At 46.3% G+C, this 15,514-nt stretch carries 9 protein-coding genes; 8 read left to right on the top strand and 1 reads right to left on the bottom strand.

Annotated elements, in window-relative coordinates; genetic code table 11:
- Window positions 1-98: 98 nt before the first annotated feature.
- From N2K84_RS16125 to N2K84_RS16110, 4 genes are all read left to right on the top strand, one after another.
- Window positions 99-5,786 carry an HYR domain-containing protein gene (locus N2K84_RS16125; RefSeq protein ID WP_282592862.1) on the top strand — a complete coding sequence of 1,896 codons (5,688 nt, stop codon included), beginning with the start codon at window positions 99-101 and terminating at the stop codon, window positions 5,784-5,786.
- 11 nt (window positions 5,787-5,797) lie between these two features.
- Entirely contained in the window at window positions 5,798-6,739 is a 942-nt protein-coding gene (locus tag N2K84_RS16120) for a PorP/SprF family type IX secretion system membrane protein (protein ID WP_282592861.1), read from the top strand.
- 23 nt (window positions 6,740-6,762) lie between these two features.
- Window positions 6,763-8,544, top strand: coding sequence for an OmpA family protein (locus N2K84_RS16115; RefSeq protein WP_282592860.1), 1,782 nt, complete (start codon window positions 6,763-6,765; stop codon window positions 8,542-8,544).
- Window positions 8,545-8,719: 175 nt separating this feature from the next.
- Window positions 8,720-9,133, top strand: a complete 414-nt coding sequence (locus N2K84_RS16110) for a DUF5606 family protein (protein WP_282592859.1) — start codon at window positions 8,720-8,722, stop codon at window positions 9,131-9,133.
- 51 nt (window positions 9,134-9,184) lie between these two features.
- On the opposite strand, the gene N2K84_RS16105 is transcribed toward N2K84_RS16110, so the two are convergent.
- Complete coding sequence (locus N2K84_RS16105; RefSeq protein WP_282592858.1) at window positions 9,185-9,724, bottom strand: 3'-5' exonuclease; 540 nt, start codon at window positions 9,722-9,724, stop codon at window positions 9,185-9,187.
- A 220-nt stretch (window positions 9,725-9,944) separates the two neighbouring features.
- Here N2K84_RS16105 and argS point away from each other — a divergent pair, with 220 nt between their 5' ends.
- From argS to N2K84_RS16085, 4 genes are all read left to right on the top strand, one after another.
- On the top strand, window positions 9,945-11,738 hold the full coding sequence (argS, locus tag N2K84_RS16100) for an arginine--tRNA ligase (RefSeq protein WP_282592857.1): 1,794 nt from the start codon (window positions 9,945-9,947) through the stop codon (window positions 11,736-11,738).
- Window positions 11,739-12,184: 446 nt separating this feature from the next.
- A complete protein-coding gene (gene ffh / locus N2K84_RS16095; protein WP_282592856.1) occupies window positions 12,185-13,513 on the top strand; it encodes a signal recognition particle protein in 1,329 nt (442 codons plus the stop codon).
- 134 nt (window positions 13,514-13,647) lie between these two features.
- On the top strand, window positions 13,648-14,523 hold the full coding sequence (gene folD / locus N2K84_RS16090) for a bifunctional methylenetetrahydrofolate dehydrogenase/methenyltetrahydrofolate cyclohydrolase FolD (protein WP_282592855.1): 876 nt from the start codon (window positions 13,648-13,650) through the stop codon (window positions 14,521-14,523).
- A 107-nt stretch (window positions 14,524-14,630) separates the two neighbouring features.
- On the top strand, window positions 14,631-15,434 hold the full coding sequence (locus N2K84_RS16085; RefSeq protein ID WP_282592854.1) for a M48 family metallopeptidase: 804 nt from the start codon (window positions 14,631-14,633) through the stop codon (window positions 15,432-15,434).
- Window positions 15,435-15,514 lie beyond the last annotated feature (80 nt).

Genomic DNA, 15,514 nt, shown 5'->3' with positions numbered 1-15,514 from the left:
TAACTATCAGCGCGGGGCGCGTTGCCACGATCACAGCTCCATCGGGGGACTGGAATGGCAGCGAAACGATCACTTTTACGGCAAAAGACCCGGGCCTTTTGAGCGACAGCGATGCTGCCACTTTCACGGTCACCTCGGTCAACGATGCCCCGGTGGTGAGTAACATTCCCGATCAAACGATCAGTGAAGGGAACACCTTTACCACGATCAACCTGGATGATTACGTGAGCGATGCTGACCATGCAGATTCGGAGATAAGCTGGAGTTATGCAGGAAATACGGACTTGACAGTGAGCATCAGTGCAAGCCGGGTTGCTACGATCACGGCACCATCGCCCACCTGGAACGGCAACGAGACAATTACCTTTACGGCGACCGACCCTGGCCTTTTGAGCGACAGCGATGCTGCCACTTTCACGGTCACCTCAGTCAACGATGCCCCGGTGGTTGGCGATATACCGGGGCAGACGATTGCCGAAGGGAGCAGTTTCATCACGATCAGTTTGGATAATTATGTGACCGATCCGGACAATTCGGATTCGGAGATGACCTGGACGGCAACGGGTCAAAGCCAATTGACGGTAACCATCAGCGCAAGCCGCGTTGCCACGATCACCGCTCCATCTGCTGAATGGAACGGCAGCGAAACGATCACCTTTACGGCTACCGACCCGGGCAGTCTGAGCGACAGTGACGCGGCTACGTTCAGGGTAACAGCGATTAACGATGCTCCTGTGGTAAGTAACATTTCGGATCAGAACATCAGTGAGGGCAATATTTTTTCTACGATCAACCTTGATGCGTATGTTTCTGATATCGACAATTTGGATTCAGAGATAATTTGGACTGCATCCGGGCAAAGTCAACTGTCTGTTGTTATTAGTATTGGCCGTGTTGCGACGATCACAGCTCCATCGGAGGACTGGAATGGCAGCGAAACGATCACCTTTACGGCTACCGACCCAGGCAGTTTGAGCGACAGCGATGCTGCAACTTTCACGGTGACAGCCGAAAATGATGCCCCCGTTGTGAGTGATATTCCACCTCAAACTATTTCGGAGGGGGGTAGCTTCGGAACAATCAGTTTAGATATATTTGTTAATGATCCGGATAATGCAGATTCCGAGATTACCTGGACCTATTCTGGTAATACAGACCTGATTGTTACTATAACCAATCGTGTCGCAACGATCACAACACCTTCGTCAAAATGGTTTGGGGTCGAAACAATCACCTTTACAGCGAGAGATCCGGGTGGCTTGGAGGGAAGCGATGCGGCTGTATTCACTGTAAATGAAGTTCCGGATACAACCCCACCCACGATTAGTAATTGTCCCGGGAATATTACTGTAACAACGCAAGCAGGAAGTCCTGGCTCTTGTAAGCAAACTGTCAGTTGGGCTGAACCTACGGCTATCGATGATGAAGATGGTCTGTTAACCACCCCTTTCAGTCAAACCCACTCTTCAGGAGATGAATTCCCCAAAGGAACGACAACGGTAACTTATATTTTTAAGGATAGTGCCGGAAATGAAAGCACGTGTTCTTTTACCGTAACTGTGGTGGATAATACTTCTCCTGTTATCAACGGGTGTCCGTCAAATATTACTTTGTACAGCGAAAGCGGTAATCCGTCGACTTGTTCCCAGATTTACAGCTGGACAGAGCCTACGGCTACTGATAATTGCGATGGGCCAGTGGTGGTCAGCAGCAAAACTCATTCTCCAGGGGCATCGTTCCCTAAAGGAACAACAGAGGTAACTTATACCTTTAAAGATGCTGCCAACAACACAGCCACTTGTTCTTTCACCGTAACGGTGGAGGATAATACCAAACCGGTAATCAGTGGTTGTCCTAATGACATTATTTTTAACACCAGCAGCGGAAACCCGTCAAATTGTAACCAGGCGGTAAGCTGGGCCGAACCTACTGCTACGGATAATTGTGGCGGATCGCTGAGTTACAAAAGTCGTACCCATGCTCCCGGTGAAACGTTTAATGTAGGTACGGTAACTCCGGTTACCTATATTTTTGAAGATACTGATGGAAACCAGAATACTTGCACATTCAATGTATCAGTGGTTGACAATACTGCTCCGGTGATTTCAGACTGCCCGGAAGATATAATCGTTTACAGTACCGAAGAAACAAAAAGCGCCAGCCTGGTAACAGTTAGCTGGACTGAACCTACAGCGAGTGATAATTGCGAGGGCCCTGTTCCCTATAAGAGCCGTTCTCATGCTCCGGGCGATGAATTTCCGAAGGGAACCACGGAAGTTACCTATGTTTTTGAAGATAGCAAAGGAAACCAGAGCACCTGTATCTTTGACGTGACCGTGATCGACGAAGCGGCACCAATCATTAGCAATTGCCCCATTGATATCACGGTTTCTACCGAAGACGGTAACCCGGTTAATTGTGCTCAGTCAGTTACCTGGACAGAACCTACTGCCGTTGATGATTACGACGGGCCGGTTCCGTATTTCAGCAGGACACACGCGCCGGGATCTGCTTTCCCGGAAGGAACAACAAAGGTTGTCTATGTATTCAAGGACAGCGAAGACAACCAAAGCTCTTGCTCCTTCGATGTGACGGTTATCGATAATACAGCTCCGGTAATCAGCTCTTGTCCGGGCAATGTGGTCTTTTACACCGAAGACGGAGACCCCAACGCTTGTTTGCAGGCGGTGAGCTGGACCGAACCTGCTGCAACCGATAATTGTGATGGCCCGCTTGCTTTTACCAGCCGGAGCCATGCTCCCGGTACTCCATTTAATGAAGGGGAAACAACGGTGAGTTATACCTTCCGAGATAGCGAGGGGAACCAGGCGACCTGTTCATTTACGGTGACGGTTATTGATAATACTCCGCCTGCAATTAGCGGTTGCCCGGCAAATATTACCGTTTACAGCGACGACGATGAAACGCAAGGTTCAAAACCGGTCAGTTGGATAGAGCCAACTGCCGAGGATAATTGCGATGGTTCACTGACTTTCGTGAGCCGCAGCCATACACCAGGTGATGTTTTTAGCAAGGGTACTACAACGGTTACCTATGTTTTTGAAGACAGCAATGGTAATCAAAATACCTGTTCTTTTTCGGTAACCCTGGTGGACAATACAGCCCCTATCATTAGCAATTGTCCGGGCAACATCACCTTTTACAGTAATGACGGTGATCGTTCAACTTGTTCGCAACGGGTTAGCTGGACGGAACCGACCGCTACGGACAGTTTCGATGGAGATGTGCCGGTTTACAGCCAAACCCAAGCTCCGGGCGACGAATTCCCGAAAGGAACTACGCAGGTTACCTATGTTTTCCGCGACAGTGAAGGAAATGAGAGCCGGTGTTCTTTTAATCTAACCGTTGTTGATAATACACCACCAGCCATTTCATGTGCCGAAAGTGTGACGGAAACCTTCCGGTCAGGTAGTGTGTGCAGCGTATTTGTTGATGTTCCCGATCCGGTTTACAGCGATAATTGCGGCATGGCATCGGCGGTAAACAGCTTCAATAACACTTCCAATGCTGATGGTAATTATCCGGTTGGACAAACGGTTGTCTTTTGGGTATTCGTTGATGTGAATCAGAATATATCAACCTGCATTCAAACGGTAACCGTAAAAAGCTCACCCTTGGCTCTGGATGATGTCTTTTCGGTGGATGAAGACGCTACTTCCCGCCTTTCGGTGTTGCTAAATGATTTGGATTGCGACAATAATCTGTTAGCTAATACGCTGAGTGTGGTTACCAGTCCTGCGAACGGAACGGCGGTGATCAATACCGATGGTACCATTTCATACACCTCTTCGAAGAATTATTACGGGCCCGACCAGTTTACGTACCAGATTTGTGATGCCGACGGACAATGTGACGATGCCGTGGTGTCGCTGACGGTGATGCCGAAAAATGATCCGCCTGTAGCTGTGGACGATATCAACAATACATTTGTAGATGTATCGGTTTCCGGGAATGTGCTGACCAATGATTATGATGTGGACGGCGATGTCTTGATCCCTTCCTTGCTGACCAATCCGGTTAACGGGGCCGTGGTTTTCAATTCGGATGGCTCGTACCTGTATGCACCCAATACTGGCTATGTTGGCGAAGATCTGTTTACCTACCAATTAGCTGACGGTGCAGGTGGTGAAAGAAGCGCTACCGTGTTCATCACCGTAATCAATGACCGACCGACAGAAAATCAGTCCCCGGTAGCGAACGATGATATTTTGCAGGGACAGATGAACCTCCCGGTTTCGGGCAATGTGTTAACCAATGATTTTGATCCGGACGGTGATCCGTTGAGTTTGAATACGACCCCGCAGGTGGCTCCGTCAGCCGGAACGTTGGCGCTGAACGCGGATGGCACGTTCGTTTATACGCCACCAACCGGTTTTACGGGGAAAGTTTCGTTTAAATATGAAGTGTGCGACCCCGCAGTAGTGCCGAAATGTAACTCGGCCTATGTCAATATTTTCATTGATCCGAATGCCAGCAACAATACCACAGTGGCTGTTGACGACAGTTATGCCACCAAGATCAATGGGTCGGTTTCCCGGAATGTTTCCCGGAATGATTACGATCCGCAAGGTGAAGAGACCGCTTATACTCTGCTGGATCAACCAGCGCATGGTTCGCTTCTTTTCAATAGTGACGGGTCTTTCAATTACCAGCCCGAGGTAGATTACAGTGGTCCTGACCAGTTTACTTATCAGGTCTGCGATACCGGAGATCCTGTAGCCTGCGATCAGGCAACCGTTTACCTGAATGTGTCTGGTGAAAATCACCGGCCCATCGCAATTAATGATTACTTCATTTGGACCGATGAGCTGGCCAACATATTGGATAACGACTACGATCCTGATGGTGATCCGGTTACTGCAAATACCGTTGTGGTTTTGGCACCCGAGCATGGCACGGTCATCCTCACGGCCGACGGTACATTTACATATACTCCTGATGCCTTTTATTTCGGCAAAGATTCGTTTATCTATGAAGTGTGTGATGATGCTTTCCCTGCACTGTGCGCCCAGGCAAAGGTAGTGCTGGTTCTGGATACGGATGGCGACGGTATTGATGACTTTGCTGATATCGATGATGATAATGACGGCATTTTGGATGTGGACGAGATGGATGAGTTGGGTAATGATATACACAGTGACGATGATGGCATCCCCGACCGGCTCGATCCGGACTCGGATAATGATAGTTTGTCAGATAGTTATGAAGCCCAGGGAGCAGCAGCCTATCGTCCACCTTCGGGTGTGGACAGCAACGGGAATGGTTGGGATGACGTATATGACCCGGAATCCGGCGGTACCCCGATTGTGTTGATCGATACAGACGGTAATGGCGTATCCGATTTTCAGGATGCCGATGATGACAATGATGGCATGCTGTCGATTGATGAGGATGGGAATAGTGATGACGATCTCCTGAACGATGATTGTAATTCGAATGGAGTCCCTGATTATCTCGATCCGGAATTGTGCGATATTTTAATTCCCAATGCTTTCTCACCCAATAATGATGGGGTGAATGATTTTTACAGGGTAAGAGGCCTGCATAACTTCCCGAATGCCCGGCTGGAAGTTTACAACCGCTGGGGGGTAAGAGTGTTTGAAAAGGAACAGTTTGGCAATATCCAGGTGCATGGCGAGCCGGATGCCTGGTGGGATGGTCGCGATCAGGTGAGCGGCAAGATTTTACCTGCCGGTACGTACCTTTTTATCCTGGTTCTCGATAGTTCCAATGTACAGAAGGGCATTATATATATTAACAGGTAAATCAGATGGAGATGAAGCGATTCGAATACAAATATATAATTGGCCTGCTGGTGCTACTGGCTGTAGCGAAGGGTTCCTACGGCCAGCAAGATCCCATGTATAGTCAATACATGTTTAACGTTCAGGCATACAATCCGGCCTATGCCGGAACCTGGCAGAGTATCGGGTTTATGGCATTGGGCCGTTATCAATGGGTAGGTTTCGAAGGTGGGCCAGAAACTCAGACCTTTACGATTCAGGCGCCTATGCGAAATGAAAATGTGGGATTGGGCTTGTCGGTTATCCATGATCGGATTGGTGAAGAAAAAAGGTTCGCCGTTTTTTCGGATTATTCTTATCGTTTAAAACTGGATCAAAATGTATATTTACGGTTGGGAATTAAGGCCGGATTTACCAGTTATCAAAATGACTTGTCGAAATATATCACTTATACCTCGGTTGATGATCACGATCCGGCCTTTGATGGGGTGATTGAGGAGAAGTTTATGCCGAATTTTGGGATTGGCGCCTATTTACATTCACCAAGTTATTACGTGGGGCTATCCGTTCCTAAAATGATGCAAAATGATTTTGAACAAGGACCGGAAAAAATTAAAACTGAACTTGAAATGAGGCATTTCACGTTGATAGGAGGTTATGTGTTTGAACTGAGCGAGTCCTTAAAATTTAAGCCTTCGTTCATCACACGTTACGTTAAAGGTTCGCCGGTAGTAGGTGATTTGAATGCCAGTTTTTTGTTGAATGATAAATTTTGGCTGGGTGCAATGGTTCGTACGGTTGGCATGTTTGGTTTTAACACACAGTTTGTGATTAATAATAAATTACGATTAGGTTACGCAGTCGATTTTGATACCTCACAAATCAGAAAGTATCATAACGGGACACACGAAATCATGGTTTCGTATGAATTGAGCTCAGTCAAAACACGCTACGCGTCGCCGCGTTACTTTTAAAAAAAATGACCAAATTTCAACCTATGAAAAAGAAATTTTCGCTTCTGTTTCCAACCTTCCTGCTGGCAGTTTTTGCCGCATTTTCGCAATCCCAACAGATGTTTGAGGATCAGCGCATTCTTGTTGAACCCTTTGAGGCCAACACCGCATTAAGTGATTTTGGGCCTGCATTCGTGGGAAACGAGTTGTTTTTTAACTCTATTTCAGCAGTAGGCCCGAGTATGGGAAAGAACAAGTATTATGGCTTGTATGCCTCCACCATTGATGCCGACGGACGGTTTCTCAGTTCGTCTGTTGGAATGGCTATTTCCTCCCTTCATAATGGGCCACTTTCTTTTTGCGAAAAAACAGGTCAACTTTTTCTGACCCAGTCCAACAACGATAATGCATTGTCGAAAAAGGGAATTTTCAAAGAAAGAAGGTTTCCGTTAAGTATTGTTATTTATGAACGTGCAGGGGACGGCTGGAAGATGGCTGGACAGTTTCCCTACAACAACAGCCAGTATTCGGTAGGCCATCCGGCGATCAATGTCACTGGCGACACCTTGGTTTTTGTGAGTGATATGCCTGGTGGCAGGGGTGAAACCGATTTATACTATTCGGCAAAAGTCGCCGGACAATGGCAAGAGCCAGTTCGTCTGAGTGATGACATAAATACCGCCGGAAGCGAAATGTTCCCGTTTTTGGATGTACGCGGAAACCTGATCTTCTCGTCGGATGGACATGGCGGGAAAGGTGGCCTGGATCTTTTTCAATCCAATTTGAACCCGGCTTTTGGAGTGGTTGAAATGGGGGAGCCTTTCAATTCGGAAGCCGATGATTTTGGTTTGATTTTTTCACCCGACCGTGGCTTTGGCTATTTTGTTTCGAACCGTGCCGGTGGAATTGGGGATGACGACATTTATCTTTTTAACCTGGATGAATACCAGATTGATCTGGTAACCGCATCGAAGCAAACCGGCGATGTTTTGCCCGGGGTATCCATAATTGTGTATGACCATCAGGGTGATTTGGTCACCCAGGGAAAAACAAACAATCAGGGACAACTTCCGTTGAAATTTATTCCCGGCCTGAAATACAGGCTCGAAGCCCTCTATCCCGACTATCACGATGCCATTTACGACATCAGTATGAATGCAACAGTTGGTTCGGCCATCCCGGAAGGAAAGATTTTTCTGGATCCGATTTTTCAGGTTGCGGGACAAGTGCTCAGTGCTGATCAAACCAGCCCTCTTCCGGGTGCACGTATCCTTGTTTTTCAGGATGAACAGCTTACCGATTCGTTGTTTGCCGATGCCCAGGGGGATTTTAACATGCGCATCTATCCTGGCTTTAACTACAGGTTGTTGGTTTCTGCCGCAAAATTTATGGCTACAACTGAGGAGTTTTCAACCAACGACATAAAACCCGGCGTGATGAATCTGGCAGTGAAACTTTCACCGCTTACAACAGGTACTCGTATCGAACTCGAGAATATTTATTATGAATTCGGGAGTTACGCTATTCAGGACGAAGCAGTTCGTGAACTGGATAAGTTGGTTAGTTTGATGAAAGAGTACCCGGATATGAGAATTAAGATAGAATCGCACACGGACGCACGGGGCAGCAATAGCTACAACATGAAACTGTCGAAAAAGCGGGCCCAGGAAATTTACAAATACCTGTTGGCACGGGAGATTGTTGCAGGCCGGTTGGAATTTGCCGGTTATGGCGAAACACAACTGGTAAACCAGTGTGCCGATGGCGTGGATTGTCCGGAAGAGGAACATGCCAGAAACAGACGAACGGTGATCGAAATTTTATAAACGATTATTATTGATTTGTCAGTTTTTAGAAATCAGAAAAAATAAGGTCTTGGGGTTTTCCGGTTAAGACAGTGAGGCCTAAAGACACGTTAAGCTGCCCGATACTTTTGGGCAGCTTCTTTTATAAACCTGATTAAAATATTATCTTCGCCGGCGAAAAATAACTTAAGTTGCTATGTTAAAAGGTATTTTAGCTATATCCGGACAACCGGGATTATTCAAATTGGTTGCTGAGGCGAAAAACAGCATTATTGTTGAATCGCTGTTAACCGGTAAACGCATGCCGGCTTACGCTACATCGAAAGTGAGTTCGCTGGAAGATATTGCCATTTTCACTCAAACCGGTGAAGTGGCTTTGAAAGAAGTCTTCAAAAAAATGATGGAAAAAGAGAATGGCCATGAAATTGCCAAAAAAGATTCCGGCAACGAGTTGAAAGCTTACTTTCAGGAAATTCTTCCGGAATATGACCAAGACCGGGTGTATACATCGGATATGAAGAAAGTGATCCAGTGGTACAACTTATTGCAGAAACACAACCTGCTGATCGTTGAGGAGGAACCGGTCGAAGAAGAGAAAACCGAAGAATAAACAAATAGAAAGTCATGTGCGAGCATGGCTTTTTTATTTTCCGGTCGTTGTTCAGAATAATTTCTGCTGCTTGGCTTCCAGTGTTGATCCTGCCACCATATACTTTTGTAAGATCAATTCAAATAACTTTACGGTGGCAAAAGCGTCACCGGCTGCGCGGTGCCTTCCCTCAATTCGGATGTTTAAATCGTGGCAAATTTTTCCAAGCGAGTAAGACGGATGGCCAGGCAGGTATTTCCGGCTCAACTTAACGGTGCACATGGTTTTTCGTTTGTAATCGTATCCCAATCGGTTAAATTCTTCGCGTACAAATCGGTAGTCGAACAAAACATTGTGGGCCACAAAAATGCTGCCTGCGGTAAGTTCCACAATCGTTTTGGCCACTTCGTAAAACTTGGGGGCATCGGCCACCATTTCGTTGTCGATGCCTGTTAATTTGGTTATGAAATAAGGAATGTGGCACTCAGGATTGATTAAGGTTGCAAAGGAATCAACGATTTCCAAGCCATTATGTTTGTAGATGGCAATCTCGGTAATTTTGCCCTCTTTCAGGCTTTGCCCGGTGGTCTCTATGTCGATGATGCAATACAACCTGTGCAGATTTAAATGAATTTTTCGGTTCCGAACTTCCTTTTGTTTGAACAACAGAGAACAAAAATAGAATCTCTTGCGTTGCCCGGAGATAAAATCTGCAAAAAAATGTACAACTGAAGTTTTTTGTCTGTGGTTTTCCGTTTCCTTTTTGACGATTTACCAGCCCTGTTTTACAGCAGAATCTATTATCTTTGCCGTTCCTTAAAAAAAGATGGATATGCTTATCGAACAAATAATCAAAGAGAAAATCGCCAAAGCCATTTTCGACCTGTATTCCCAGGAAATTCCTGCTGAAAGTGTTCAAATTCAGAATACCCGAAAAGATGTGGACGGCGACCTGACCGTGGTTGTTTTTCCGTTTTTACGCTTTTCAAAAAAGTCGCCTGAACAAACGGCCCACGACTTGGGCGCTTACCTGAAAGAACAGGTGGAAGAAGTCTCTGATTATTTTGTGGTGAAGGGCTTCCTGAACCTGGCCATTTCGTCCGGCTACTGGATTAGCGTGCTGGCCGCCGCTTTTGAGCAGGAGTCGTACGGGCTAGAGAGTGCAACTGACGAATCGCCGTTGGTGATGATTGAATACTCATCGCCCAATACCAACAAACCACTTCACCTGGGGCATATCCGCAATAACTTACTGGGTTTTTCGCTGGGAGAGATTCTGAAGGGCAATGGGAAAAAAGTGGTGAAAACCAACATTGTGAACGACCGGGGAATCCACATCTGCAAATCGATGTACGCCTGGCAACAGTGGGGCGAAGGGAAAACTCCCGAGAGTACCGGCATTAAGGGCGACCACCTGGTTGGCGACTTTTATGTGTTGTTTGATAAACATTACCGTCAGGAGGTGAGCGAGCTGATGGCAAAAGGACTCTCGAAAGACGATGCCGAACAACAGGCGCCGTCTATTCAGGCTGCCCGTGAGCTGTTGCGCAAGTGGGAAGCCAAAGATCCCGAAACTATTCAATTGTGGTCGGAAATGAACCAGTGGGTTTATGCAGGTTTCGACGTTACTTACAAGGAACTGGGAGTTGATTTTGATAAAATTTATTACGAATCGGATACCTACCTGGTTGGCCGCGATGAGGTGATGAAAGGTCTGGAGCAAGGTATTTTTTATCAGAAGGAAGATAATTCTGTTTGGGCCGACCTGACTGCTGACGGGCTCGATCAGAAAATCCTGTTGCGCAGCGATGGTACATCGGTTTACATGACCCAGGATATTGGTACTGCCAAGCTCCGTTTCAACGATTATAAGATCGATAAAATGGTTTATGTGGTTGGTAATGAACAAAATTACCATTTTCAGGTTCTTTCGGTTTTGCTGGATAAACTTGGTTTTGAATGGGGAAAAGGATTGCATCATTTTTCATATGGCATGGTTGAGCTGCCCCACGGGAAAATGAAATCGCGCGAAGGTACCGTGGTGGATGCCGACGACCTGATTGCCGGAATGGTGGAAGTGGCCCGGAAAACATCCGAAGAGCTTGGTAAGCTGGATGGATATAGCGAGGAGGAAGCGCTGGAAACGTATAAAACCATTGCATTGGGAGCGTTAAAATATTTCATCCTGAAGGTGGACCCGAAGAAAAATATGCTGTTCAACCCGGAAGAATCCATCGATTTTAATGGGAATACTGGTCCATTCATTCAGTACACGTATGCCAGGATCCGATCGGTGTTGCGTAAGGCCGCTGAAAAGGGGCTGACACCCAAAATCAGTGCAAACATTGGGTTGAAGATTTCCGACAAAGAGCAGGAACTGATTAAAACGATTTCGCTGTTCCCGGCCACGCTGGGCGAAGCTGCCGAGGCCTATAGCCCGGCTATTATTGCTAACTATGTGTATAACCTGGTGAAAGAGTACAACCAGTTTTACCACGATCATTCGATACTTGCCGAACCCGATGAAGCCATCCGCGATTTCCGTTTGGTGCTTTCCGAAACTGTTTCGAAGATTGTAAAAACCGGAATGGGGCTGTTGGGGATTAACGTTCCGGAACGGATGTAATTTTTAAAGAAAAAGACTAAGAAAATGGGGGCGACTGCCCCCATTTTCTTTATTTATAAAATTGCAATGCGTGAAAACGGGATCTTACTTTCCCGGTGTGATAGACAAACTTTGTGTCTGGAAATCAGCACGGATTGCTCTTCCCTCGAAAGTTGATTCATAAATTGGACACGTTCAGCTATTGTCATTCTCCGGATTTCCTTGAATATACAATTGGGGGTTTCGTTGTTCATGGGGCATCCAAACAACAAGCCATAATAATTTGCAGTCTCTTTCATCTTTTCTTTCCTCCACACGGTCCTTTTCAGGTGAATACTCGTAAGTTAATTCCCCGGCAGATACAAAGGTGACCCTCAGAAAGTCTTTTTTTAATGATCGTAAAAAATGACCCTTTCCGTTATTTTTGTATTTTTGCACGAGCTTTAAAAATCAATTGCACTTCTGCTATGTTTGAAAATCTTAATGAGAAGTTGGAACGGTCATTTAAAATGCTGAAAGGGCAGGGCCGGATCACCGAAATCAATATTGCTGAAACCTTAAAGGAAGTCAGACGGGCCTTGCTTGATGCTGACGTTAACTATAAAATTGCCAAAACTTTTACTGAAACGGTGAAAGAGAAGGCACTGGGGCAGGATGTTTTGTCTGCCGTCAAGCCAGGCGAAATGATGGTCAAGATTGTACACGATGAACTGGCCGGTTTGATGGGCGGTAAGTCGGTTGACATCAATATGCAGGGAAATCCGACGGTTATCCTTATCGCCGGTTTGCAAGGTTCGGGTAAAACTACTTTCTCCGGAAAGTTGGCCAAACACCTGAAAACCAAAAAGGCCAAAAATCCGTTGTTGGTTGCCGGCGACGTATATCGCCCTGCTGCAATAGACCAGTTGAAGGTGTTGGGCGAGCAGATCAATGTGCCCGTTTATACCGAAGAAGGGAGCAAGGAGCCGGTTAAAATTGCGAAGGCCGCCATCAAATATGCCAAGGAAAAAGGTCATAACCTGGTAATTGTCGATACCGCTGGCCGGTTGGCAATTGACGAGGAGATGATGAACGAGATAGCCGCCGTGAAAGAGGCTGTTTCTCCTCACGAGATCCTTTTTGTTGTTGACTCCATGACCGGACAGGACGCGGTAAATACAGCCAAAGAATTTAACGACCGGCTGGACTTTGACGGCGTTGTGCTGACCAAACTGGATGGTGATACCCGCGGTGGTGCAGCTCTTTCGATTCGCTCGGTGGTGAACAAACCGATTAAGTTTGTCGGTACCGGCGAAAAACTGGATGCACTGGATGTGTTTTACCCCGAACGTATGGCCGACCGTATTTTGGGGATGGGCGATATTGTTTCGTTGGTTGAACGGGCCCAGGAACAGTTTGATGCTGAGCAGGCCCGGCAATTGCAGAAGAAACTGGCCAAAAATCAATTTAGTTTCAACGACTTCCTTTCCCAAATCCAGCAAATCAAAAAAATGGGTAACCTGAAAGATTTGGCCGGCATGATTCCCGGGATGGGCAAAGCGCTTAAAGATATTGATATCGATGATGATGCCTTCAAGCATATTGAAGCTATTATTCATTCAATGACCCCGCTGGAACGGGAAGATCCTGCGGTGCTGAATGGCACGCGCAGAAAACGTATTGCTGATGGGTCCGGAACAAACATTCAGGAAGTAAACCGCCTGATCAAACAATTTGACGAAACCCGCAAAATGATGCGCATGGTTTCCCAAGGCAAAAATATGGGCCGGATGATGGGTAACATGCGACGGAGATAGCATACCAATCAGGAGAATCATCCGGGACTCGGTTCGCAGCAGTTGAATTTTGGAGTATTCTCCGGAAAAACAAATGAATAAAAAACTATGCTGGAAAGGCGTATCGCAACAGCTTTGATTGAAAATTCATAACTATGAAATTGATTGACGGAAAAAATACGGCAGCCGAAATTAAGGCTGAAATTGCAGCTGAGGTTCAGCAATTAAAAAAACAAGGAGGCAAAACGCCTCATCTGGCTGCCATCCTGGTTGGTCACGATGGTGGAAGTGAGACTTACGTGGCTTACAAAATCAAAGATTGTGAAGAAGTAGGCTTTAAATCATCGCTGGTTCGCTACGAAGATGATGTGACCGAGGAAGAATTGCTGGCAAAGGTGGACGAGCTGAACCGCGATGCAGATGTCGATGGTTTTATTGTGCAGCTGCCACTTCCGAAACACATTTCCGAACAAAAGATTATTGAAGCTATTGATCCCCGTAAGGACGTTGATGGATTTCATCCGGCAAACGTAGGACGTATGGTTATCGGGCTGCCTTCCTTTGTATCGGCAACTCCTGATGGCATCGTGGAGCTGATCAAACGGCATGGCATTGAGACATCCGGTAAAGATTGCGTAGTGATTGGTCGCAGCAATATTGTTGGCCGCCCCATGAGCATTTTAATGTCGCAAAAGGAAATGAATGCCACCGTAACGGTTGCTCACAGCCGATCCAAAAACCTGAAGGAACTTTGTGCCAAGGCCGATATTCTGATTGCGGCTATTGGTTCGCCGGGTTTTGTTACGGCCGATATGGTAAAAGAAGGAGCGGTAGTGATTGACGTGGGCACCACTCGGGTAAAATCAGACCAAACCAAATCGGGCTGGAAGTTGAAAGGGGATGTGGTATTTGAAGAAGTGGCCGAGAAATGTTCATACATCACTCCGGTTCCCGGAGGAGTTGGCCCGATGACCCGCGTTTCGCTGCTCAAGAATACCTTGCTGGCAGCAAAAAAAATGATCTATAAATAGCCAGCATATTGAAAAATTGAGAAGGTGACTTGAAAAGAGTCACCTTTTTTGTTGTGATTTGTTTAATTTTAGGGACGTATTTTTTCATGACATAAAATTTTGTTGGTATGAAATCAATCTTGATAAATGCATTTTTAGTAACCGCACTGTTGGTGGTTCAATCTTGTACTACCGTACCCCTTACCGGCCGTAGCCAGTTGAGTTTACTGCCCGAATCGTCAATGGTGGAAATGAGCCTGAGTAGTTATGACCAGTTTCTTTCCGAGAATAAACTCTCGACAAATCAGTCCCAGACCGATATGATCAAGCGAGTGGGGAAACGGGTGGCTGCCGCTGTTGAACAGTATTTGAAGGACAATGGGTTTGAGAGTTACATCGAGACCTTCAAGTGGGAATTTAACCTGGTAGAAAGTGATGTCCCCAATGCCTGGTGCATGCCTGGTGGAAAGGTCGTTTTTTATTCCGGTATCCTGCCGATGACTCAAAATGAAGCCGGCGTGGCTGTCGTTATGGGGCACGAAATTGCCCATGCCGTTGCCCGTCACGGAAACGAACGGATGAGTTACGCGATGGTGCAACAAATGGGTGGGATTGCGCTTTCCGAGGCATTGAAAGAAAAACCAGCTGAAACCCAAGCCTTGTTCTCCACGGCCTATGGACTTGGTTCCCAATATGGTGTTATGTTGCCATTTTCACGCAAACACGAATACGAAGCTGATCAAATGGGGCTGATTTTCATGGCGATGGCAGGTTACGACCCACGTTCTGCCGTCGCTTTCTGGAAACGCATGTCTGAAAGCGGAAAGTCATCAACCCCGGAATTTCTGAGCACCCACCCGGTAGATGTGAACCGGATTGCCGCTTTGGAAAAACTAATGCCTGAAGCGTTAAAATATTATCAGGGACAATAAATAAAGCCATGTCGGTTTTCTCTATTTAACTGTTTGTTAACAGGTTTGTTTTATTTTCAGAATAATTTTTTACTTTTGGT

The organism is Gaoshiqia sediminis (assembly GCF_025907915.1).
In the GTDB taxonomy this organism is placed as follows: domain Bacteria; phylum Bacteroidota; class Bacteroidia; order Bacteroidales; family Prolixibacteraceae; genus Gaoshiqia; species Gaoshiqia sediminis.
Note: the sequence above shows the minus strand (reverse complement) of the source record. Positions and strands in the feature narration are given on the sequence as shown.